The 22,692-nt window shown below is 60.2% G+C and carries 18 protein-coding genes and 1 other RNA gene; 7 read left to right on the top strand and 12 right to left on the bottom strand.

Annotation, left to right across the window (positions count from 1 at the left end):
• The first annotated feature begins 12 nt into the window (after positions 1–12).
• The 3 genes from ccoS to hemN all read left to right on the top strand — a co-directional run bounded on the left by ccoS (position 13) and on the right by hemN (position 2,470).
• Positions 13–231 carry a cbb3-type cytochrome oxidase assembly protein CcoS gene (ccoS, locus tag ACYZUD_RS33505; protein WP_042932684.1) on the top strand — a complete coding sequence of 73 codons (219 nt, stop codon included), beginning with the start codon at positions 13–15 and terminating at the stop codon, positions 229–231.
• Positions 224–907, top strand: coding sequence for a sulfite exporter TauE/SafE family protein (locus ACYZUD_RS33500; RefSeq protein ID WP_462022020.1), 684 nt, complete (start codon positions 224–226; stop codon positions 905–907). Before ccoS ends, ACYZUD_RS33500 begins: the two co-directional genes overlap by 8 nt.
• Before the next feature lie 180 nt (positions 908–1,087).
• Positions 1,088–2,470: an oxygen-independent coproporphyrinogen III oxidase gene (gene hemN / locus ACYZUD_RS33495; protein WP_462025146.1), complete on the top strand. Its 1,383-nt coding sequence runs from the start codon at positions 1,088–1,090 to the stop codon at positions 2,468–2,470.
• On the opposite strand, the gene ACYZUD_RS33490 is transcribed toward hemN, so the two are convergent.
• Complete coding sequence (locus tag ACYZUD_RS33490; protein WP_462025145.1) at positions 2,467–2,946, bottom strand: hypothetical protein; 480 nt, start codon at positions 2,944–2,946, stop codon at positions 2,467–2,469. The two genes, hemN and ACYZUD_RS33490, sit on opposite strands and share 4 nt — an antisense overlap.
• Before the next feature lie 157 nt (positions 2,947–3,103).
• Here ACYZUD_RS33490 and fnr point away from each other — a divergent pair, with 157 nt between their 5' ends.
• Both fnr and ACYZUD_RS33480 read left to right on the top strand, forming a co-directional pair.
• Positions 3,104–3,838, top strand: coding sequence for a fumarate/nitrate reduction transcriptional regulator Fnr (fnr, locus tag ACYZUD_RS33485; RefSeq protein ID WP_462022018.1), 735 nt, complete (start codon positions 3,104–3,106; stop codon positions 3,836–3,838).
• A gap of 79 nt (positions 3,839–3,917) precedes the next feature.
• Positions 3,918–4,466, top strand: coding sequence for an adenine phosphoribosyltransferase (locus ACYZUD_RS33480; protein ID WP_462022016.1), 549 nt, complete (start codon positions 3,918–3,920; stop codon positions 4,464–4,466).
• Positions 4,467–4,603: 137 nt separating this feature from the next.
• On the opposite strand, the gene ACYZUD_RS33475 is transcribed toward ACYZUD_RS33480, so the two are convergent.
• The 5 genes from ACYZUD_RS33475 to dnaX form a co-directional block, all read right to left on the bottom strand.
• Positions 4,604–5,752, bottom strand: coding sequence for an acyl-CoA dehydrogenase family protein (locus ACYZUD_RS33475; protein ID WP_462022015.1), 1,149 nt, complete (start codon positions 5,750–5,752; stop codon positions 4,604–4,606).
• 166 nt (positions 5,753–5,918) lie between these two features.
• The gene (recR, locus tag ACYZUD_RS33470; protein WP_033055661.1) at positions 5,919–6,521 is read right to left on the bottom strand and encodes a recombination mediator RecR; all 603 of its coding nucleotides are present in this window, start codon (positions 6,519–6,521) and stop codon (positions 5,919–5,921) included.
• Between the two features lie 65 nt (positions 6,522–6,586).
• On the bottom strand, positions 6,587–7,621 hold the full coding sequence (locus tag ACYZUD_RS33465) for an NADP-dependent oxidoreductase (protein WP_462022014.1): 1,035 nt from the start codon (positions 7,619–7,621) through the stop codon (positions 6,587–6,589).
• 263 nt (positions 7,622–7,884) lie between these two features.
• On the bottom strand, positions 7,885–8,223 hold the full coding sequence (locus tag ACYZUD_RS33460; RefSeq protein ID WP_008028561.1) for a YbaB/EbfC family nucleoid-associated protein: 339 nt from the start codon (positions 8,221–8,223) through the stop codon (positions 7,885–7,887).
• Between the two features lie 67 nt (positions 8,224–8,290).
• Positions 8,291–10,381 carry a DNA polymerase III subunit gamma/tau gene (gene dnaX, locus ACYZUD_RS33455; protein ID WP_462022013.1) on the bottom strand — a complete coding sequence of 697 codons (2,091 nt, stop codon included), beginning with the start codon at positions 10,379–10,381 and terminating at the stop codon, positions 8,291–8,293.
• A gap of 143 nt (positions 10,382–10,524) precedes the next feature.
• On the opposite strand from dnaX, the gene ACYZUD_RS33450 reads away from it, so the two are divergent.
• The gene (locus ACYZUD_RS33450) at positions 10,525–11,274 is read left to right on the top strand and encodes a substrate-binding periplasmic protein (protein WP_462022012.1); all 750 of its coding nucleotides are present in this window, start codon (positions 10,525–10,527) and stop codon (positions 11,272–11,274) included.
• A gap of 142 nt (positions 11,275–11,416) precedes the next feature.
• Here the strand turns inward: ACYZUD_RS33450 and ACYZUD_RS33445 are convergent, their stop codons facing one another.
• On the bottom strand, positions 11,417–13,117 hold the full coding sequence (locus tag ACYZUD_RS33445; protein WP_462022011.1) for a putative bifunctional diguanylate cyclase/phosphodiesterase: 1,701 nt from the start codon (positions 13,115–13,117) through the stop codon (positions 11,417–11,419).
• A gap of 415 nt (positions 13,118–13,532) precedes the next feature.
• Between ACYZUD_RS33445 and ACYZUD_RS33440 the strand changes: the two genes are divergently transcribed.
• On the top strand, positions 13,533–13,847 hold the full coding sequence (locus ACYZUD_RS33440) for a helix-turn-helix domain-containing protein (RefSeq protein ID WP_095107599.1): 315 nt from the start codon (positions 13,533–13,535) through the stop codon (positions 13,845–13,847).
• A 182-nt stretch (positions 13,848–14,029) separates the two neighbouring features.
• Here ACYZUD_RS33440 and ffs read toward each other — a convergent pair.
• The 5 genes from ffs to smc all read right to left on the bottom strand — a co-directional run bounded on the left by ffs (position 14,030) and on the right by smc (position 22,692).
• Positions 14,030–14,126: signal recognition particle sRNA small type (gene ffs / locus ACYZUD_RS33435), an RNA gene on the bottom strand.
• A 202-nt stretch (positions 14,127–14,328) separates the two neighbouring features.
• Positions 14,329–15,492: a zinc-binding metallopeptidase family protein gene (locus ACYZUD_RS33430; RefSeq protein ID WP_462022010.1), complete on the bottom strand. Its 1,164-nt coding sequence runs from the start codon at positions 15,490–15,492 to the stop codon at positions 14,329–14,331.
• An 81-nt stretch (positions 15,493–15,573) separates the two neighbouring features.
• Positions 15,574–17,949, bottom strand: a complete 2,376-nt coding sequence (gene ligA / locus ACYZUD_RS33425) for an NAD-dependent DNA ligase LigA (RefSeq protein WP_462022009.1) — start codon at positions 17,947–17,949, stop codon at positions 15,574–15,576.
• 142 nt (positions 17,950–18,091) lie between these two features.
• A complete protein-coding gene (gene zipA / locus ACYZUD_RS33420; protein WP_462022008.1) occupies positions 18,092–18,946 on the bottom strand; it encodes a cell division protein ZipA in 855 nt (284 codons plus the stop codon).
• A 257-nt stretch (positions 18,947–19,203) separates the two neighbouring features.
• Entirely contained in the window at positions 19,204–22,692 is a 3,489-nt protein-coding gene (gene smc, locus ACYZUD_RS33415; RefSeq protein WP_462022007.1) for a chromosome segregation protein SMC, read from the bottom strand.

Here is a 22,692-nt window from a genome sequence, read left to right as displayed (position 1 = left end):
TGGAGCCAACCCATGCCAGCTCTTTACGTGATGATCCCGGCCGCGCTGCTGATCGTGGCCATCGCGATCTACATCTTCTTCTGGGCGGTCGACAGCGGTCAGTACGACGACCTCGACGGCCCGGCCCACAGCATCCTGTTCGACGACCAGGACCCGAACCACCAGGCAGCGGTCGACGAAGCCAGCGGCCATCCGGCCAAACCGGACGACAAGGCACCACCCCATGCTTGAGCTGGCGCCACTGTTGGTGTCTGCGGTAATCCTCGGCCTGCTCGGCGGCGGCCATTGCCTGGGCATGTGCGGCGGCTTGATGGGCGCGTTGACCCTGGCGATTCCCAGGGAACAACGCAGCCGACGCTTTCGACTGCTGCTGGCCTACAACCTGGGGCGAATTCTCAGCTATGCCACTGCCGGCCTGCTGATCGGTCTGGCCGGCTGGGCGGTGGCCAACAGCCCGGCGGCGATGTTCATGCGCATCCTCGCCGGGTTGCTGCTGATCGCCATGGGCTTGTACCTCGCCGGTTGGTGGAGCGGCCTGACCCGTATCGAAAGCCTCGGTCGCGGCCTGTGGAGACATATCCAGCCAGTTGCCAACAAACTGCTCCCGGTGTCGAGCCTGCCCCGCGCATTACTGCTGGGCGCGCTCTGGGGCTGGCTGCCGTGCGGACTGGTTTACAGCACGCTGCTGTGGTCGGCGAGCCAGGGCAATGCGCTGGACAGTGCGTTACTGATGCTCGCGTTCGGCCTGGGCACCTGGCCGGTGCTGCTGGCCACGGGGCTGGCGGCCGAGCGGGTCACGGCGTTGTTGCGCAAACGCAGCGTGCGCATGACCGGTGGCTTGCTGGTGATGCTGTTCGGCATCTGGACCTTGCCGGGGCCACATCAGCATTGGCTCATGGGGCATTAGGAGCAAGATCAAAAGATCGCAGCCTTCGGCAGCTCCTACATGGGATCGCGAACACCTGTAGGAGCTGCCGAAGGCTGCGATCTTTTGATCTTGACACCGTTGATGCAAATCAAGATGCCCCACCCCCGTCCCCCCTAGACTCGCTGACACTGCAAGCCTATCCGGGGGAATGCCCGCATGTTGCTCGACGCCATTCGTTGGGACACCGATCTGATCCGCCGTTACGATCTGGCGGGCCCACGCTACACCTCGTACCCGACCGCCGTGCAATTCGACGGACATGTCGGCACCTTTGACCTGTTCCATGCGTTGCGCGAAAGCCGCAAGGCGCTGCGCCCGTTGTCGCTGTACGTGCACGTGCCGTTCTGCGCGAACATTTGCTATTACTGCGCCTGCAACAAAGTCATCACCAAAGACCGCGGCCGGGCCCTGCCCTACTTGCAGCGTCTGGAACAGGAAATCCAGTTGATCGCCTGCCACCTCGACCCTGCGCAAACGGTCGAGCAATTGCATTTCGGCGGCGGCACGCCGACCTTTCTCAGTCACGACGAACTGCGCCAGTTGATGGCTCAGTTGCGCAAGAGCTTCAACTTGCTGGACGACGATTCCGGCGACTACGGCATCGAGATCGACCCGCGCGAGGCCGATTGGTCGACCATGGGCCTGCTCCGTGAACTCGGTTTCAACCGGGTCAGCATCGGCCTGCAGGACCTCGACCCGGCGGTGCAGCGAGCGGTCAATCGCCTGCAAAGCCTGGAAGAAACCCGCGCGGTGATCGACGCGGCGCGGACGTTGCAGTTTCGCTCGATCAACATTGACCTGATTTACGGCTTGCCCAGACAGACGCCCGAGAACTTCGCCCACACGGTCGATGAAGTCATCAGCCTGCAACCGGACCGGCTGTCGGTGTTCAACTACGCGCACCTGCCGGAACGTTTCATGCCGCAACGGAGAATCAACAGCGACGAACTGCCGACACCAGCGCAGAAACTGGAAATGCTCCAGGGCACCATCGAACAACTGACCGCCGCTGGTTACCGTTACATCGGCATGGACCACTTCGCCCTGCCCGACGACGAACTGGCCATTGCCCAGGAAGAGTCGACCCTGCAACGCAACTTCCAGGGCTATACCACCCACGGCCATTGCGACCTGATCGGCCTGGGCGTGTCGGCCATCAGCCAGATCGGCGACCTGTACTGCCAGAACAGCAGCGATCTGAATCAGTATCAGAACGCCCTGGCCTCCTCTCAACTGGCCACCAACCGCGGTCTGCTGTGCAGCGCCGATGACCGCCTGCGGCGAGCGGTGATTCAGCAATTGATCTGCAGCTTCAGCCTGGAATTCGCCGAGATCGAACAGGCGTTCAATATCGATTTTCGCGGTTACTTCGGCGACTTGTGGCCGCAGTTACTGACCATGGCCGATGACGGTTTGATCAAACTCGACAACGAGCGGATCACCGTAATGCCCGCCGGTCGCCTGCTGGTACGTTCGGTGTGCATGGTGTTCGATGCGTACCTGGAACAACAGAATCGCCAGCGGTTTTCACGGGTGATCTAACGCTTCATCGCCAAAGAGGCGGTCTTCAACACCTGCTCAGGGGTCAGGTTTGACTGACGCATGACTTTGGACAGCGACAGATTGGCCGTGATCAGCCCGCCATTGAGCGTCGTGATGGCCGCCTGCAGCGCGCCCAGCTTGGCTTTGCGCTCTTCGGCGGAGAGTCGTTTGTCAGCCATCACCACTTGCATGCGGGCGACTTTCTCGGCGATCTGCTGCTGCAATCGCCGAATCATTTTCAGGATCTGTTGAATGTTTTCGGGTAACCCGCTTTCTTCAATATCCTTGTTATCACCGTGTGAAGCGGCAGCTTTGGTCAAGCCGGCGCCAGACAACGAGACCTTGATGCCTTCGGCCACAGGCGAAGCGGCGGAACCTGCGGAGGTCGCCGAATCGTCGCTGGTCGAGCCGCTTGAAGGTTCAAGCAGTGTTTGCACGCCACTGTTGCCGGGGTTGAGCACGCCGATGGTGGCCATGAAACGAGTACCTTGCATGAGTCTGGATGCCGGGTTATCGGCCGCCGAGCGCGGCCCTTTACCGTGGGCGTGACAAAACGGCACAGTGCTGGCCTGAATGTCTCCCCGTGAGTTACCCTTACGTCTTATGTGTGATATTCCCACAAGGATTTAAGAAATGTCCGAGCCAGTAAAACTGCGCGCTCATAGCCAGGCCCATTGCAAGGATTGCAGCCTGGCTCCCCTCTGCTTGCCACTTTCTTTGAATCTGGAAGACATGGATGCGCTGGACGAGATCGTTAAACGTGGCCGCCCGCTGAAAAAGGGCGAGTTCCTGTTCCGCCAGGGCGACGTTTTCGACTCCGTTTATGCAGTACGCTCGGGCGCCCTGAAGACCTTCAGCCTCAGCGATGGCGGTGAAGAACAACTCACCGGTTTCCATCTGCCGAGCGAGCTGGTCGGCCTGTCGGGCATGGACACCGAAAAACACCCGGTCTCGGCGCAAGCCCTGGAAACCACCTCGGTGTGTGAAATACCTTTCGAACGCCTCGATGAACTGGCCCTGCAACTGCCGCAACTGCGCCGTCAGTTGATGCGGGTGATGAGCCGCGAGATCCGTGACGATCAGCAAATGATGCTGCTGCTGTCGAAGAAAACCGCCGACGAGCGCATCGCAACCTTCCTGGTCAACCTCTCGGCCCGTTTCCGCGCCCGGGGCTTCTCGGCCAACCAGTTCCGTCTGAGCATGTCGCGCAATGAAATCGGCAATTACCTGGGCCTGGCGGTGGAAACCGTGTCCCGGGTGTTCACCCGTTTCCAGCAGAACGAGCTGATCGCCGCTGAAGGCAAGGAAATCCACATCCTCGACCCAATCCAGCTCTGCGCCCTGGCCGGCGGTTCGCTCGAAGGCTGATGACGGCGATTGCGGCTGAGCGAAACGGTTCAGCCGCCGTTATACTGCGACGTTTGCAGCCTGCCAGGACACCTCGACGATGGTCTTCGACTCCTTCGACATCAAATCCTTGATCCGCCCCGTGATCGACTTCCCCAAGCCGGGCGTAATCTTTCGCGACATTACTCCGTTGTTCCAGTCGCCCACAGCCCTGCGCCTGGTGATGGACAGCTTCGCGCACCGTTACGTCGAGGCCGACTTCACCCACATCGGCGCCATGGACGCCCGTGGTTTTCTGATTGGCTCGGTCATCGCTTATCAACTGAACAAGCCGTTGGTGCTGTTTCGCAAGCAAGGCAAACTGCCGGCCGATGTGTTGGCCGAGGGCTATGCGACGGAATACGGCGAAGCCTTCCTCGAAGTCCATGCCGACAGCCTGTGCGAGGGAGATTCGGTGGTGATGTTCGATGACCTGATCGCCACCGGCGGTACCCTGATTGCCGCGGCGAACCTGATTCGGCGCATGGGTGCGCGGGTTCATGAAGCGGCGGCGATTATTGATCTGCCGGAGCTGGGTGGGTCGCAGCGGCTGGAAGACATGGGGATTCCGACGTTTTGCCTGACGCAGTTTGCGTTGAGCGATAAGTAACCCGGTGTCTGCACGGACGCTATCGCGAGCAGGCTCGCTCCCACAGTTAATCTCAGTCGTGCACACACATTGTGTACACAGAAAATCCCCTGTGGGAGCGAGCCTGCTCGCGATGGCGTCATCTGCTACACCGCCGATTAAAGCCCCATCTGCTTACTGATGATTTCGTTCATCACTTCCCGCGTCCCGCCACCGATCGACAGAATCCGGTTATCCCGGTACAGCCGCTCCACCAGACTTTCACGCATGTAACCCAAACCACCCAGAATCTGCACCGCATCGGTAGTAATCCGGTCAGCCGTGTCTGTCGCAAAATTCTTGGCCATGGAAATTTCCTTGATCACACTCTGCCCCGCCGCCATTTTCGCCGCCTGCCGGTAGGTGAATTCCCGTGACACCTCCAGCGCCGTGGCCATTTCGGCGAGGCGGTGCTTGAGCACCTGGAACTTGCCGATGGGTTTGCCAAAGGCTTCCCGCTGCCGCGCCCATTTCAGGCTCTCTTCCAGTGCCAGTTGCGCCGTCATGTTCGCCATCAACGTCAGGGCCAGGCGTTCACTCTGGAAATTGCCCATGATGCAGGCGAAGCCCATGTTCTCGGCGCCGATCAGATTGCCTGCGGGTACCCGGCAATCATCGAAGAACAGTTCGGCAGTGTCCGACGCCCACCAGCCCATTTTCTTCAACTGCCGACCAACCGTAAAACCCGGCGTGCCCTTTTCAATCATCAACAGACTGATACCACCGAATCCCGGCGCACCGGTACGCACCGCGACGGTGTAGAAATCCGCGCGGACGCCGCTGGTGATAAAGGTTTTGCTGCCGCTGACGCGGTAAACATCGCCGTCGCGCACGGCGCGGGTTTGCAGATTGGCGACGTCGGAGCCGCCGCCGGGCTCGGTGACCGCCAGGGCGCTGATCTTCTCGCCGGCCAGGACTTGCGGCACCACACGATCACGGACTTCAGGCCTGGCCCACTTGAGAATCGGTGGCAGGCCGATGTCCAGCGAGCCAAGGCCCGCCACCAGACCGCCGGAGCCACAGCGCATCAGCTCTTCGCTGGCAGCGATCTTGGCGAACAGATCACCTTCGTGGCTACCACCCAGCGCTTCGGGATAACCGATGCCCAGAATCCCCGCCGCACCGGCCTTGAGGTAGAGCTCACGGGGAAAGCCTTCGGCTTCCTCCCATTGGTCGATGTCCGGAAGAATCTCGCGCTCGACAAAACGCCTGACACTGTCGCGGACCAATTGGTGGCTGGGATCGAAGTATTCCTGAAAGGCAGGCATCGGCGAACTCCACTTAAGGGTTCAGCGAACTTAACCGAGCGCTTGCTTGGTTTTCAAGAGCAGGAGTCGCGGGAAAGCAAAAGATCGCAGCCTTCGGCAGCTCCTACATGGGATCGATTTACACCTGTAGGAGCTGCCGAAGGCTGCGATCTTTTGCTTTTGACAATTACAGAGCGATCGGCTTACGCCCCGCAAACGAATGCGCCAACGTCCCACCATCCACCAGTTCCAGCTCGCCACCCAACGGCACGCCATGGGCAATGCGCGAGGCGATCAAGCCTTTGTTACTCAGCAACTGGGCGATGTAATGCGCCGTGGCTTCACCTTCCACTGTCGGGTTGGTGGCGAGGATGACCTCGGTAAAGGTGCCAGCCTCTTCAATCCGCGCTAGCAACTGCGGAATACCGATGGCCTCGGGCCCCAGTCCGTCGAGGGGCGATAGATGGCCCTTGAGGACAAAGTAGCGACCGCGAAAACCGGTCTGCTCCACCGCATAGACATCCATCGGCCCTTCCACCACGCAGAGCAAGGTGTCGTCTCGACGGGTATCGGCGCATTGCGGACAGAGGTCATCTTCGGTCAGCGTGCGGCACAAGCGGCAATGGCCCACCCCTTCCATCGCCTGGCTCAGCGCCAGGGCCAGTCGCGAGCCACCGCTGCGATCACGCTCGAGCAGCTGCAACGCCATGCGTTGTGCAGTTTTCTGACCCACACCTGGCAGAATTCGCAGGGCGTCGATCAGTTGGCGAATCAAAGGGCTGAAGCTCATGGGGAAAAATCCGACAAAACAACGAGACGCGGTTTATACCCGCGCCTCGAATGAGCGTCAATTACTCAGTCCTGGGCGACCCGCACTACCAGTTTGCCGAAGTTGCGTCCTTCCAGCAGACCGATGAACGCCTCGGGTGCCTGTTCCAAGCCATCGACCACGTCTTCGCGGAATTTCACCTTGCCCTCACGCACCCACGGCGCCATGGCACTGATGAACTCCGGCTGACGGTCACCATAGTCGTCGAACACGATGAAGCCCTGGATGCGCACACGCTTGGTCAGCAACGCGCGCTGCAATTGCGGCAGGCGATCCGGGCCGCTGGGGGCTTCATGGGCGTTGTAGGAAGCGATCAGGCCGCAGAGAGGAATTCGCGCCTTGGGATTGACCAGTGGCAGCACTGCGTCGAAAACCTTGCCACCGACATTCTCGTAATAGATGTCGATGCCCTCGGGGCACGCCTGAGCCAGCTCATCGGCGAAGTTGGCGCCCTTGTGGTCGATGCAGGCATCGAAGCCCAGCTCTTCGACTACATAACGGCACTTGTCTGCGCCACCCGCCACGCCAACCACGCGCAGGCCTTTGATCTTAGCGACCTGGCCGACCACCGACCCCACCGCGCCGGACGCCGCCGCGACCACCAGGGTTTCGCCGGACTTGGGCTGGCCGATGTCCATCAGGCCCATGTACGCCGTCATGCCGGGCATGCCCAGCACACCCAGCGCCATCGATAGGCTCGGCAGCCCGGACGGCACCGGTACGATGTTGCGGCCGTCACTGATGCTGTGGCTTTGCCAGCCGGTAACCCCGACCACCAGATCACCTTCGTGGAATTTCGGATTCAATGAGCGCTCGACCCGGCTGACAGCGCCACCGGTCATCACCTCGCCGATTTCCACCGGCGCCGCGTAGGACGGGGCGTCACTCATGCGACCGCGCATGTAAGGGTCCAGCGACAGATAAAGGGTCTTGAGCAGCACCTGACCGTCGGCCAGGTCGGGCAGCGCTTCCCTTTCCAGGCGAAAATTCTCCGGCGTCGGCGCGCCTGTCGGGCGGGAGGCCAGGACGATACGTTGGTTGAGGGTCAATGCTTGTGGCATGTGAGCGTCTCCTTTGATCGGTGAATTCGGCGGTATAGGGAGCAGACCTTTGTGGCGGTATCGCGTTCGATGTTTCTTACCGCAGACCCAGTCGACTTCTTCGCGAGCAGGCTCGCTCCCACAGGTGACCGAGTTCTAAATGTGGGAGCGAGCCTGCTCGCGAAAGCAATTTTACAGGCACCACACCCCCAACAGACACAAACAAAAATGCCAGGCGCGATGCCTGGCATTTTTTTGTAGCTCATCCGATGCGCTTTGGCGAATCAGAATGGCAGTTTCATACCCGGTGGCAGTTGCATGCCAGCGGTCATGCCGGACATTTTGTCCTGGCTGTTGGCTTCGATCTTGCGCACGGCGTCGTTGACGGCGGCGGCGAATACCGCTTCCAGCATCTCTTTGTCGTCTTCGCTCAGGCCTTCGACCAGGCTTGGATCGATAGTCACGCGCTTGACATCGTGACGACCGGTCATGACCACGGTGACCATATCGCCGCCGGCCTTACCGGTGACTTCGGCGTTGGCCAGTTCTTCCTGCATCTTGGCCATCTTTTCCTGCATCTGCTGCGCCTGCTTCATCAGGCCGGCCATGCCACCTTTCATCATGGGAATCACCTCAAAAGTACTTGGATAAAAACGGCGCCCGGCGCTTTCGGCCGAACGCCTTCAGTTATTAGCCCTGACTGGCCAGGGCTTCGACAGGTTCAATAGTATCGTTACGGACCACCGCACCGAACTGCTGCATCATTTGCTGGATGAACGGATCGCCGTGGATCGACTCCTCGGCCTCGCGCTGGCGGTTCGCGCGGCGCCGGGACGCGGCCTGGGCCGGGGTTTCCTGATCCGGCTTGATCAGCTCCATGCTCAGGGTCAGCGTGCGCCCGTGAAACTGGTTCAACGCATCGTTGAGGCGGCGTTGCTGGGTCGCGTTGAACAAGGCGCTGTGGGCCGGGTCCAGGTGCAACAGCCAGTTGTCGCCATCGACAGCGATCAATGTGCAGTTGGCGGCAATACTGCCGGTCATGCCGGAGATCGGCAATTTCGGGAACAGCTCCAGCCATTGCAGCGCCAGACCGGTCGCCGGCATCGCGGCGGGCTCAGGCTCGGGTTCCGGAGCGGGCTCGGCTGTGTGTTCGCTGGCCAGGTCGTCGAGATAGCTATAGGCCGAATCCATGTCCGGCTCGATGTAGTCCTCATCCAGCGGTGGTTCGTCGTCCAGGTCAACGCCCGGCGTGGCGGCATCGACTTCCGCCACCGACGGTTCCGGAATCGGTGCGGCAGCCCACTCCGGCGCATCGGGCACGACGCTGTCAGGCGTCGGCAACGGCATCGGCGGCAACTCGGGTTGTTCGCCGGCGGTTTCCAGAACCGGTTCGATCACTGGCTGCTGGACGATTTCAGGCTCTGCCGGGTCATTCCACGGCAGGTCGACGACCTCTTCGACCGCTACCGCCTCAACGACAGGCTCAGGCACGACGACGGGTGCAATCGGCTCGGGCTCGGGCGCAGGTTCGGGAGCTGGAGCAACAACCGCCGCAACCGCCGCCGCTACAACCGGTGCAACTGCCGCAGCGACTACCGGCGCAACGACTCCCGCGGCAGCCACTGAATTTGCGGAATCAACTGTGGCCTGGCTGATCCCCACTGGCTTTAGCGGTTGCCTCGGGGCGTCCTCGGTGTCCGCCGGTCGGAACGCAAGCATGCGCAGCAGGACCATTTCGAAGCCACCGCGCGGGTCCGGTGCCAGCGGCAAGTCGCGGCGGCCGATCAGGCCCATCTGGTAATAAAACTGCACGTCTTCGGCCGGCAAGGCCTGGGCCAGTGCCAGCACCCGGTCACGGTCGCCGTGACCGTTGTCGACGCCTTCAGGCAGGGCCTGGGCGATGGCGACACGGTGCAGCACGTTGAGAATTTCCGAGAGCACGCCATTCCAGTCCGGGCCTTGTTCGGCCAGATGGCGGACGGCTTCGAGCAGCGCCTTGGCGTCGCCTTCGATCAGCGAATGCAGGACGTCGTAGACCTGACCGTGATCGAGCGTACCGAGCATCGCCCGCACGTCGGCGGCCATGACCTTGCCTTCACCGAAGGCGATTGCCTGGTCGGTCAGGCTCATGGCATCGCGCATCGAACCGTCGGCCGCGCGGCCCAGCAGCCACAGTGCGTCGTCTTCGAACGGCACGTTCTCGACACCCAACACGTGGGTCAAATGCTCGACCACGCGCTCCGGCGTCATGTTTTTCAGGGAGAACTGCAAGCACCGTGACAGAATCGTTGCAGGAAGTTTCTGCGGATCGGTGGTGGCCAGGATGAACTTGACGTAGGGCGGCGGCTCTTCGAGGGTTTTCAACAGCGCATTGAAGGAATGGCTGGAAAGCATGTGCACTTCGTCGATCAGGTAGACCTTGAAGCGCCCGCGGCTCGGGGCGTACTGCACGTTGTCGAGCAGCTCGCGGGTGTCCTCGACCTTGGTCCGGCTCGCGGCGTCGATCTCGATCAGGTCGACGAAGCGACCTTCGTCGATCTCACGACACACCGAACATTCGCCACAAGGCGTTGAAGTGATACCTGTTTCACAGTTCAGGCATTTGGCGATGATCCGCGCGATGGTGGTCTTGCCGACCCCGCGGGTGCCGGTAAACAGATAGGCGTGGTGCAGCCGCTGGCTGTCCAAGGCATTGATCAGAGCCTTGAGCACATGGGTCTGGCCGACCATTTCGCGGAACGAGCGCGGACGCCATTTACGTGCAAGAACCTGATAACTCATCGAAAACCGTCGCAACGAAGGAACAGAAGCGGCTAATGCTAGCGGAGCAAGGCCAAAATTGCATCCGGTGTGCTCGTCTAATCTGGCTAAGATGGTCGTTGGGGGCTTTTTTCGGCTCGGGATTTATCAGTACCGGAGCGTTTATGCGGCGGGCCTTGGGGGCATTGCTGTTGATCAGCCTGAACGTCGCGGCCGTTGAGCCGCCGCTACGCTTCGTGGTGCCTGACAGTTGGGCGATGCCGATGGTGCAACTGGAACGTGGCCAGCCGACCCAGGGCATCCTGCATGACGTGATGGTCAGCCTCGCGACCCAGGTCGGCGCGCCGGCCGAATTTCACGTATTGCCTCGGGCGCGGGTGCAAAACGCCATGGAACACGGCGAGGTCGATATCCGCTGTTACGCCGCACAGTCCTGGCTGCCAAATCAGTCCGGAGACTACATCTGGAGCATTCCGCTCTGGACTCAGCCCGACGTGCTGATCAGCCGGCATGGCCCATTGACCGCCGTTGTTCCGGCACACTTGCCACGACAAGCCATCGGCACCGTTCACGGCTACAGCTACCCGACCCTGCAACCGCTATTCGACGCTGATCGCCTGCATCGCGAAGACGCGCGCAATCAGGAGCAGGTGCTAGAGAAACTCCTGGCCGGACGCTATCACTATGCCGTGAGCAATCAATGGACGCTGGACTGGTTCAACCAGCGCCTGTTGCCCGAGCGGCAACTGCAAGGCGTGGCGGTGTTGCTGGAACAGAATGTCGGTTGCTACGTGCGCAATGACCCCAAGGTGCCCGTGCAACGGATTCTGCGCACCTTGCTGCGAATGAAGATGTCCGGGGAGATCGATGACATTATCCGGCTGTATGTCGGTGGCGAGCCCGGCAAACCTTGAACCTGTAGGAGCGAGCTTGCTCCGGACGGCGATCCGACGATAGCGGCCTGCAGTCAACAGGTGTGATAAATGTTCCGCCGCTTTCGCGAGCAGGCTCGCTCCCACAGGGAATGTACATATTGATCAATGCATCAGCGCGACTTCAGGCCGTTGTGTCCAGCACCCGCCATTGCGGCGGCGCAATAAAACCTTCGACCCAGCCCGGCACCTCTGCCGGCGGCATCGGCCGTGCAATGAAATAGCCTTGAGCCACTTCGCAACCCAGTCGCAACAGCAATTCACCGTGCTCGATACTCTCCAGCCCTTCGGCGATCACCTGCCGGCCAAACGCCCGTGCCAGGCCGATGACCGCCGTCGTCAGGGCCAGGTCATCGCGATCATGGAGAATGTCGCGAACAAAGGATTTATCGATCTTGATGGTCTGGGTCCGCAAACGCTTGAGGTAGCTCAGGGACGAATAACCGGTGCCAAAATCCCCCAGTGAAAATTGCACCCCCAACGCCTGACAGGCCTGCAAGCAGGCGCTGACATGCTGAATATTCTCGACCGCCACCGATTCGACAATTTCCAGGTCAAGCATCTGCGGAGCGACACGGGCATGCCGGGCGAGCACCTGGCTGAGCCGGTCGACGAAATCCGCCCGCTGGAAATGTCGCGCCGCGATATTGATACTCACCGGCCAGATCGGCCCCGCTTGCTGCCAGCGGTCCAACTGCGACAGCACCTGATCCATCACCCATTCACCGATGTCGATGATCAGGTCTGTCTCCTCCACCAGCGGCAAAAACTCCCGGGCCGGCAACATGCCATCTTGTGGGTGCTCCCACCGCAACAACGCCTCGAATCCGACGACCTCGCCACGACGCATGTTCACTTTGGGATGGTAGTGAAGACGTAACTCACCGCTGACCAGCGCTTGTCGCACCCGCTCGACCGTCTGGTGAGTGGCCTTGACCTCCTGATCCCGGAACACATCGAACAAATGAAAGCGATTGCGCCCGTTTTGCTTGGCCACATACATCGCCTGATCGGCGTGACGCAGCAGGGTTTCGGCATCTTCGCTGTCGTGGGGAAACAGGGTGACGCCAATGCTGGCAAACACATTAATGTCTTTGCCCAGCAGCGAGTACGGTGCCGAGATCGCTCCCAGTATCCGGTTCAGCGCCGCGCGCAATTCCGGCAGATCACGCACGTAACGCAGCACCAACACGAATTCGTCACCGGCCAGCCGCGCCACCACATCTTCGCCGCGCACGATGTTGCGCAAACGCCTGGCCACCTCCACCAGCAACAGATCGCCACTGGCATGCCCGTAGCCATCGTTGACCGCTTTGAAACCGTCGAGATCAAGCATGCACACCGCCAGCGGGATGCTTTCCAGGCGGGAGAACTCCAGCGCCTGATCCAGCAGGTCGGAAAGGAACGTGCGATTGGGCAGCCCGGTCAGCACATCATGACCGACCCGCCATTGCAGGGAATGCAGCAGTTGGCGTTTTTCACTGATGTCGAAGCGAATCGCCAGGTATCGGTGGACCCGCCCGGTGGCGTCATCAAGCACTGGCACCAGGGTGCTGTCGACCCAATACAGGCTGCCATCCTTGGCGCGATTGCAGATCTCGCCCTTCCAGACATTGCCCAGCGCGATGGTGTGCCACATGCCGGCGAAGAAATCGACGGAGTGAATGCCGGAGTTGAGCAGGCGATGGTTCTGCCCGATCAGCTCTTCGCGGCGGTAACCGGACACGGTGCAGAACTGATCATTGACGTAGGTGATCCGGCCGCTCAGATCGGTCTCGGAAAAGATCGCGGCGGCATCTACGGCCCTGCGGTATTTCTCATCCATGAGTCAGGCTCACTGTCGTTAGCGGTGGTGCCGCTCGACCAGCGCGGGATGCCCGGAAGAGATGAATTGAGTCGTACTGCGCAGAGACACGTGATCACTCCATGAAAGCGATTGATGGCCCCTGGACAGCCAAAGATCAACTAGTCTCAAAGACCCTGTCAAAGGGCAGCAACAGCGATTCCGGTAACATTTTGCAAGGCTTCAAGGCCATTCGAGCGCTTCGCACACCCTGCAAGGGAGCGCAATGCTGGCTCTTTCATATCGACCAAACTTCCGAGACCAGGTCACCAAATACCCCTTTGGAGCGGCGATTCTACGAAATGCATCACATTTTGCAAAGCAAGGTGATGGATCATGCAGTTGTCTAATGCAAAAATCTATCGTTAAGTTCTTGATTATAAATGGGAATTAAGCGATGCAAATTTCAAGTTTGGGTCCAGCCATTCGGCGTTACCGCAAGGTCGCGGGGCTTACTCAGGCTGAACTCGGCGAAAAAACCGGTTTTGACCCCAAAACCATCAGCCGCTTCGAAACGGGCACCTATACCCCCAGCGTGGAAGCCTTGTTCCTGCTTGCCGATGTGCTGGGCGTGAAGCTGAAAGCCTTTTTCGCAGATTTGGGCGATGAAGACGAACAGCGGGCGTACCTCTTCGGTGTCATACATAAAGCCACCCCGAAGGATCTGGGAAAGCTGATTGCAGCGGTTGACCAGGCCTTGTCCAAGCCTTAGCACCAGAAATGAAAAAAGGAGGCCGACTTGTCGCATTCGACAGGTCGGCCTCCTTTTTTATGCGTCGCGCTCAAAATCGCAAACGACAAAAATCCGCCCTGGACAAGGTCCATGGCAGAACAACAAGAAAGTATTTTTAAACAGATAACGCGAAAGAGGTTCGCGGTGCGTTATGGAGGCAACCCCACCAGCCACACCCCGGCACACAATGTTCCCGCTGTGGCTGCTTCCTTCCGGATCTGACCAGGTTCACGGGTAATCGTTGCGGGGGGACCGATGGGGTCACCATAACGACGCTCACCTGACGGCGAGCCGCGCCATTGTACCTATCTGAGACGAAGTTACAACCGTTCGCGGGGATTAAAAAATATGAACAACGTCAAGGACATGCAGTGCGCCTGAAAAGATCGCAGCCTTCGGCAGCTCCTGCATGGATCGGTGTACACCTGTAGGCGCTGCCGAAGGCTGCGATCTTTTGATCTTATTGCGCCAACACCTCATCCGCCCTGCCGCCCTCCTGCTGGATCACCAAGTGGATGAAGTGCAGCTTGGCGATGACCGCTGGAGGCAGGACAAACGGATAGAAATCCGGCTGCCCCATGCTGCGGGACAGTTCGTTGAGCATGCCGGCGAGTTCGATCCACGCATTGACGAAAGACAGGAACGCCGCGCCTCCGGGATGTTGCGGATCGTAGAGCGTGCTGAGCGGGAACGGCTGGTAGTCGAAGTCCATCTCCCGAGCGCTCATGCCAAACCCGAGGGCAGTGTCCACCGCGTCCATCATGTGCAGGTAGTGAGCCCAGGTTTCCGCCCAGTCTTCCCACGGATGCATGGTCGCGTAGGCGCTAACGAAATGTTGCTGCCAGTCGATCGGCGCGCCTTGCTGGTAATGGCGTTCGAGGGCGTCGGCGTAGCTGGCACGCTCGTCGCCGAACAGGCCACGGAACGGTTCCAGCCAAGGGCTGTTGGCGATCAGCCGGTCCCAGTAGTAATGCCCGACCTCATGACGAAAATGCCCGAGCAGCGTGCGATACGGTTCGTGCATTTGCACCCGGACCTGCTCGCGGTGGGCGTCGTCGGCCTCTTTGATGTCGAGGGTGACCAGGCCGTTGGCGTGACCGGTGGTCGGCGGTTTGCCTTCGAGGTCGGCGCCGATGAAATCGAAGGCCAGGCCGGTCTCTTCGTCGACGGCTTTTGGAATCACCTGCAAACCCAGGCTGACCAACTGCGCAACCAGTCGACGCTTGGCCGTTTCTACCTTGCGCCAGCGCTCATGGTTTTCGGCAATCGTCAGGTCGGGAATGGTGCGGTTCAGGCTGCACGCGATGCACAACGCATCATGGTCGTTGGCGGGCAACAGCCAATTGCACGCGGCCGGGGAATCGAGGTTGGCGCAGCGACGGAACACACCCGCATCGGGATCGGCGTCGAGAATCCAGGTATCCGCCTGCAAGCCGGGCTGCAGCGAAGACAAGCGACTCTGCTGCGGCTGATAACCCAGCGTCGCCGAACAGGCCAGGCACTGGCTGTTACGAAAGAACAGCGACTGCCCGCAGCGGCATTGCCAGACCTTGCTGTTGCGCGAGCTCTCACCGATGAAGGGCGCGGCAATGCGCGAGCTGAGCTGTTCGAAGAAGCGGTACATGGCGATCTCTCCCTGGGGCTTGCCAAGACTAGATCATTACCGCACAAAGATCGTTCCCACGCTCTGCGTGGGAACGATCAACTAAACCGATATACCGTGTTTGCTCAGAAACCCGACAAACGCCTCTTCATCCAGCACCTTCAACCCCAGCTCATTGGCCTTGGCCAACTTCGAACCGGCACCCGGCCCGGCCACCACGCAATGGGTCTTGGCCGACACCGACCCCGCCACTTTGGCGCCGAGGCTTTCAAGCTTGTCCTTGGCCACATCGCGGCTCATCAACTCCAGCGAACCGGTCAACACCCAGGTCTGCCCTGCCAGCGGCAATCCTTCGACGACTTTTTTCTCGCTGTGCCAATGCATGCCGAAATCGCGCAGTTGCTTTTCAGCCGCCTCAGCAATCTGGCGATTTTCTGCGACCGCAAAAAACTCCCGAACCGAATTCGCCTGCTTCTCCGGCAGAGCCTGACGCATGTCCAGCCAGTCGGCAGCGAAAACCCCTTCCAGCGAACCGAACTTGTCAGCCAGCTTCTGCGCCCCGCCCGGCCCCACCGAAGGAATGTGTAGCTTGTCGAGGAAGCCGCCGAGCGTGGTACTCGCCGCAAACTCGGCCCCCAGTTCGCCCTGATCCTGAATCTGCATGCCGTGCTTGAGTAGCTCTTTGATCACTTGCTGGTTATGTGCATCTTCAAAGAAGCTGTGAATCTCGTGAGCCACTTCCAGGCCGATATCCGGCAAGTACGTGAGCACTTGCGGCAACGCCTGCTGAACCCGCTCCAGAGAGCCGAGGGAACGCGCCAGCACCTTGGCCGTCTCTTCGCCGACATCGGGAATCCCGAGGGCGTAGATGAACCGCGCCAGGCTCGGCTGCTTGCTGTCTTCGATAGCGCCGAGCAGGTTCTTGCTCGACAACTCGGCAAAGCCTTCGAGATCGACGATCTGCTCGAACGTCAGGGCGTACAGATCGGCCGGCGAATTCACCAGACCTTCATCCACCAATTGCTCGACGCTCTTCTCGCCCAGGCCTTCGATGTCCATGGCACGACGGGAAACGAAGTGGATGATCGCCTGCTTGAGTTGCGCCCCGCAGGCCAGACGACCGACGCAGCGATACACCGCGCCTTCGCTGATGGTCTCGCGTCCCTTGCTGCGCTTGACCAGTTGCGTGCGCTCGACATGGGAACCACAGACCGGGCACTTCTCGGGGATCTGCACGGGTCGGGCGTTTTCCGGACGGCGCTCGATCACCACCTGCACCACCTGCGGGATCACGTCGCCAGCGCGACGGATGATCACGGTGTCACCGATCATCAGGCCCAGGCGCGCAACCTCATCCATGTTGTGCAACGTCGCATTTGCCACAGTGACGCCGGCCACCTTGACCGGTTTCAAGCGCGCCACGGGCGTCACCGCACCGGTACGACCGACCTGGAATTCCACGTCGAGCAATTCGGTGAGTTCTTCCATGGCCGGGAATTTGTGGGCAATCGCCCAGCGCGGTTCGCGAGCGCGGAAACCCAGCTCACGCTGAGACGCGATGCTGTTGACCTTGAACACCACGCCGTCGATTTCATAAGGCAGTGCATTGCGGCGCTCGCCGATGTCGCGGTAGTAGTCCAGACATTCATCGATGCCCTGGGCCAGTTTCAGTTCATGACTGATCGGCAGGCCCCAGGCCTTGAGTTGCTGCAGATTGCCAATGTGCGTGTCGGCAATGTCCGCCGAAATCTGACCGATGCCGTAGCAGCAGAATTCCAGCGGACGGTTGGCGGTGATCTTCGAATCCAGCTGCCGCAAACTGCCCGCCGCCGCGTTGCGCGGGTTGGCGAAGGTCTTGCCACCGACTTCCAGTTGCGTGGCGTTGAGCCGCTCGAAACCGGCCTTGGACATGAACACTTCGCCGCGCACTTCCAGGGTCGCCGGCCAGCCGGTGCCGTGTAGCTTGAGCGGGATATTGCGCACGGTGCGCACATTGACGCTGATGTCTTCGCCGGTGGTGCCGTCGCCGCGGGTGGCGCCACGCACCAGCACACCGTCCTGATAAAGCAGGCTGACCGCCAGGCCATCGAGCTTGGGTTCGCAGCTGTATTCCACCGCCGCACCGCCACCGAACAGGTCGCCGGCCGGCAGATCAAGACCTTCCGTCACACGGCGATCGAACTCGCGCATGTCGGTTTCTTCGAAGGCGTTGCCGAGGCTGAGCATCGGTACTTCATGGCGCACCTGGGTGAACGCCGACAGCGCCGCGCTGCCCACTCGCTGGGTTGGCGAGTCGCTGGTGATCAGCTCGGGATTGGCTGCTTCGAGGGCTTTGAGTTCGTTGAACAACCGGTCGTATTCGGCGTCCGGAATACTGGGTTCATCCAGCACGTGATAGCGATAGTTGTGCTGATCCAGCTGAGCGCGCAGCTCTAGAATGCGGGTTTTGGCGGCGGTCATGGGTGTTTGTTCTCTCATAAAGCAAAAGAGCAGCCGAGGCTGCTCAATCTCATCTCATCAAGATCAAGAGATCGCAGCCTCGTTTCACTCGACAGCTCCTACAGGGTTCACGATTTTCTGTAGGAGCTGTCGAGTGAAACGAGGCTGCGATCTTTTGACTTTAGCGCTTCTGGGTCAGGGCGCGACGTTCGAATTCGACGATGCGCTGACGGTAATGCTCAATGGTCTGGGCGGTCAGCACGCTACGCTGGTCGTCTTTCAATTCGCCGTTCAGCTCTTGGGACAGTTTGCGTGCGGCAGCCACCATCACGTCGAAGGCTTGCTTCGGATGACGAGGGCCTGGCAGGCCGAGGAAGAAGCTCACGGCCGGCGTGCTGAAGTGGTCAATGTCGTCCAGGTCAAAGACACCCGGCTTGACCGCATTGGCCATGGAGAACAGCACTTCACCGTTGCCAGCCATGCTTTCGTGGCGGTGGAAGATGTCCATCTCGCCGAAACGCAGACCGCTTTCCAGAATGTTCTGCAACAGCGCCGGGCCTTTGAAGCCGGCAGCGTCGCGACAGATCACACTGATCACCAGTACTTCTTCGGCTTGCGGTTGTTCTTTTTCGCTGACCGACGTCGAGGACTTGGTGTCATCCGGGAAATCGTCGTCACGACTGCTGAAGCTCGGGCCGCCGTCCAGATCCAGGTTGAGATTCAAGTCGCCTTGCGAAGGTTCGCCGTGACCACGCTTGCCGCGCTTGGAACCCGACTCACGCGGTTCACGGGCAGGCATGCTCACCGACGGCAGATCGTGCTCGTCCAGTTGCGGTTCTTTATGGGTATCCAGCACGCGGGGCGGGCCCAACAGCTCGGCGCTGGTGTCCTCGTCCGGCAGATTGGACAGACTCCGGTCAAGACGGAATTTCAGTTTTCCCTTGCCGCCGCGCATGCGACGCCAGCCATCGAAAAGAATACCGGCAATGACAATAATGCCGATGACGATCAGCCACTCGCGCAGACCGATTTCCATGTAATCCCGTGCCTCTATAAAAAATGCTGAAAAATAAGGGGTTTACAACGTGCAAACCGCTTTAAAACGTGGCGCCAACTCTATGTTCTGACAGGCGTTTTGCCCACGTATACGAAAAATTGACATTAAACTAGCACGACCAAAGGCAACTTTACACCGTCTGTCACAATGGCTTGCGCGAATATGTCGATTGGCCAGCAAGTCGAGACAGGTAAAAAACCCTACAACTCAAAAATACTTGCCCTACAAACGCCGACTCAGGCATCCACCATCGCCATCGCCTCTTCGACATCCACTGCCACCAGACGCGAGCAACCCGGTTCGTGCATCGTCACACCCATCAGTTGATCGGCCATTTCCATGGCGATCTTGTTGTGGGTGATATAGATGAACTGCACCGTCTGCGACATCTCCTTTACCAGCCGTGCGTAGCGTCCAACGTTAGCGTCATCCAGTGGCGCGTCAACTTCATCGAGCATGCAGAACGGCGCCGGATTCAACTTGAAGATCGCAAAAACCAGGGCCAATGCGGTCAGGGCTTTTTCGCCACCGGAGAGCAAATGGATGGTGCTGTTCTTCTTCCCTGGCGGCCGCGCCATGATCGTTACCCCTGTATCGAGTAGATCTTCGCCCGTCAGTTCCAAATACGCGCTGCCGCCACCGAAAACTTTTGGGAAAAGCGCCTGCAAACCGCCATTGATCTGATCAAAGGTATCTTTGAAGCGGTTTCGGGTTTCCTTGTCGATCTTGCGAATCACGTTCTCGAGCGTGTCCAGCGCTTCCACCAGATCGTCGTTCTGGGCATCCAGATAACGTTTACGCTCGGATTGTTGCTGGTATTCGTCGATGGCCGCCAGGTTGATCGCACCGAGGCGCTGAATTCGTGCGGCAATGCGTTCGAGTTCCTCTTCGGCGTCCTTCTCGTTGGCCTCGGCCACCAAGGTGGCGAGCACGCCGTGGAGATCGTAGCCGTCTTCGAGCAACTGATCCTGCAAGGTCTTGCGGCGCACCGTCAGGGCTTGCCATTCCATGCGCTGGTGTTCGAGCTGGCCGCGAATCAACTGAGATTGCTGTTCGGCCTGGTTGCGACGTTTTTCTGCATCACGCAGTTCGCGGTCGGCGTCTTCCATGGCCATTTGCGCGGTCTTGAGTTCTTCGTCGACGGTCATGCGTTTGTCGAGCAACTCTTCGAGCTTGAGGCGCAACTCTTCCAGCGGCGCCTCGCCCTCCTCCAGATTGAGGCTCAACTGTTCGCGTTTTTCGGTCAGGCGCTCGGACTGCATTTCCAGACGCTCCAGCGCCTGACGCGTCGAGTCGTACTGGGCCTTGAGCGAACCCAAGCGCACCGCCAATTGGTGCGCGTGATCCTTGTGCTGCCGAGCCTCCTGACGCACGCGATCCAGTCGCTCACGCAGGCTGTCACGCTGGGCCAGCAGCAACTCACGCTGCTCGGTGTCCAGCGCCATGGCATCGAGGGCTTCCTGCAATTGCAGACGCGCTTCGCCGATATTCTCGTGCTCCAGCGCGCGTTGCTCGCTCAGCTCGGTGAGTTCTTCGTCCAAACGTGTACGACGCAACGTCAGCTGTTCGACCTTGGCTTTGCCCGCAGACAACTGGGCTTTCAATTCACCTTGCTGCCGCGCTTCGTCTTGCAGCAACCGGCGCAAATGTTCGCGACCGTTTTCCTGCTGACGCTGCTGCGCCCTGAGATTTTGAAGTTGGGTTTCCAGGGTTTCGACCGTGGCTTCGCGCTCTTCACGCTCAAGGCCCAGACGCTGGATTTCCTGACCACGGGCCAGCACGCCGCTTTCGGCTTCACTGGCCCGACGCACGCGCAAAAAGTGTCGACCGACCCAGTAACCGTCACGGCTGATCAGGCTCTGGCCGGCAGCCAATTGACCGCGCAAGGCCAAGGCCTGTTCGAGGCTGTCGACCGGCTTGACCTGCCCCAGCCACGGCGACAGATCGATCTGCGCCTCGACCTTATCGAGCAAGCTGCCAGGCACGCGCACGCCATCGCTGGCCGGGCTGAGCAAACGCAGATCACCCTGGGCAAACCCGGCCAGATCGAAATCACCAAAGTCATCCACCAGCACCGCTTGCAGATCGGCGCCCAGCACGGTTTCCACCGCCAGCTCCCAACCCGCTTCGACCTTCAGGCCTTCGGCCAGACGCGGACGGTCCGCCAGATGCTGTTCACGCAGCCATTCAGCGGTGCCGGTGCCCGGATCGAGCGCGGCTTGCTGCAAGGCTTCGAGCGAGGCGAGGCGACCGTTCAGGCGCTGCAAATCACCCTGCGCCTGTTGCTGCGCCGACAAGGCTTGCTGCAACTCCTGACGCAGTTGCTCAAGGCGCTCGACCTGAGCCTCTTCGCTGGCCTGCAAGTCTTCAAGGGTCGCTTCGCTAGCCGCGAGCTGCTCGCCGAGCTCCATGATCGCCGCGTCTTCCGGGTCCGCCGAAAGCAACGCACGCTCTTCGCCAAGACGCTTCTGACGATCGGCCAAACGTTCCATGCTGGTTTCGAGCTGCTGAATCCGCGACTGCTGAACCTCGGATTGACGACGCGGTTCGGCGGCAGTCAGGTTGAACGTGTCCCACTGCTCCTGCCAGCCGTGCATGGTGGTTTCGGATTCTTCCAGCGCGGCGGCGGCCTCTTCGGCGGCGGCGCTGGTGACTTCCTGCTCCGGGGTGAGCATGTCCAGCTCTTCGCCGAGGGTCAGCAGCAGCGTGCGGTCATGGCCCAGGTGAGACTCGGTTTCCAGGCCTGCGCGCTCGGCTTCTTTCAAGTCCTCCTGCAACTGACGCAAACGCTGCTGACCGTGCTGGATGCTTTGCTCGACCCGAGCAATGTCGCCACCGACCGAATAGAAGCGCCCCTGCACCAGATTGAAGCGTTCGGACAGGTCATGGTGACCGTCACGGAAGCGTTCGATGCTCGCATCGGCGTTGCGCTGCTCGGCCACCAACGCTTCGAAGGTAATTTCCTGAGTGCCGATGATCGCTTCGCGCTGACCGACCTGTTCATTCAACGCCTGCCAGCGCAACGCCGACAGTTGGGCCTTGAGTTGACGCTCCTCGCCCTTGTATTCCTGATACTTCTTGGCCGCCTCGGCCTGGCGGTGCAAGCGTTCGAGCTGACGCTCAAGCTCTTCGCGCAGGTCGGTCAGGCGGGCAAGGTTTTCGTGGGTGCGGCGGATACGGTTTTCAGTCTCGCGCCGGCGCTCCTTGTACTTGGAGATGCCGGCCGCTTCTTCAATGAAATTACGCAGATCTTCCGGTTTCGCTTCGATCAGCTTGGAGATCATCCCCTGCTCGATGATCGAGTAGCTGCGCGGGCCGAGGCCGGTGCCGAGGAAGATGTCGGTGATGTCGCGACGGCGGCATTTGGTGCCATTGAGGAAGTAGCTGTTCTGGCTGTCGCGGGTGACTTTGCGGCGAATGGAAATTTCCGCGTAGGCCGCGTACTCGCCGACCAGCGTGCCGTCGGAGTTATCGAACACCAGCTCGATGCTCGCCTGGCTCACCGGTTTACGGCTGGTAGAACCGTTGAAGATGACGTCGGTCATCGACTCGCCGCGCAGGTTCTTGGCCGAGCTCTCGCCCATTACCCAACGCACGGCGTCGATGATGTTCGACTTGCCGCAGCCATTGGGCCCGACCACCGCCGCCATATTGCTGGGGAAGTTCACCGTGGTCGGGTCGACGAAGGACTTGAACCCCGCCAGCTTGATGCACTTGAGCCGCAC

This window comes from Pseudomonas sp. XS1P51 (genome assembly GCF_054897845.1).
Note: the sequence above shows the minus strand (reverse complement) of the source record. Positions and strands in the feature narration are given on the sequence as shown.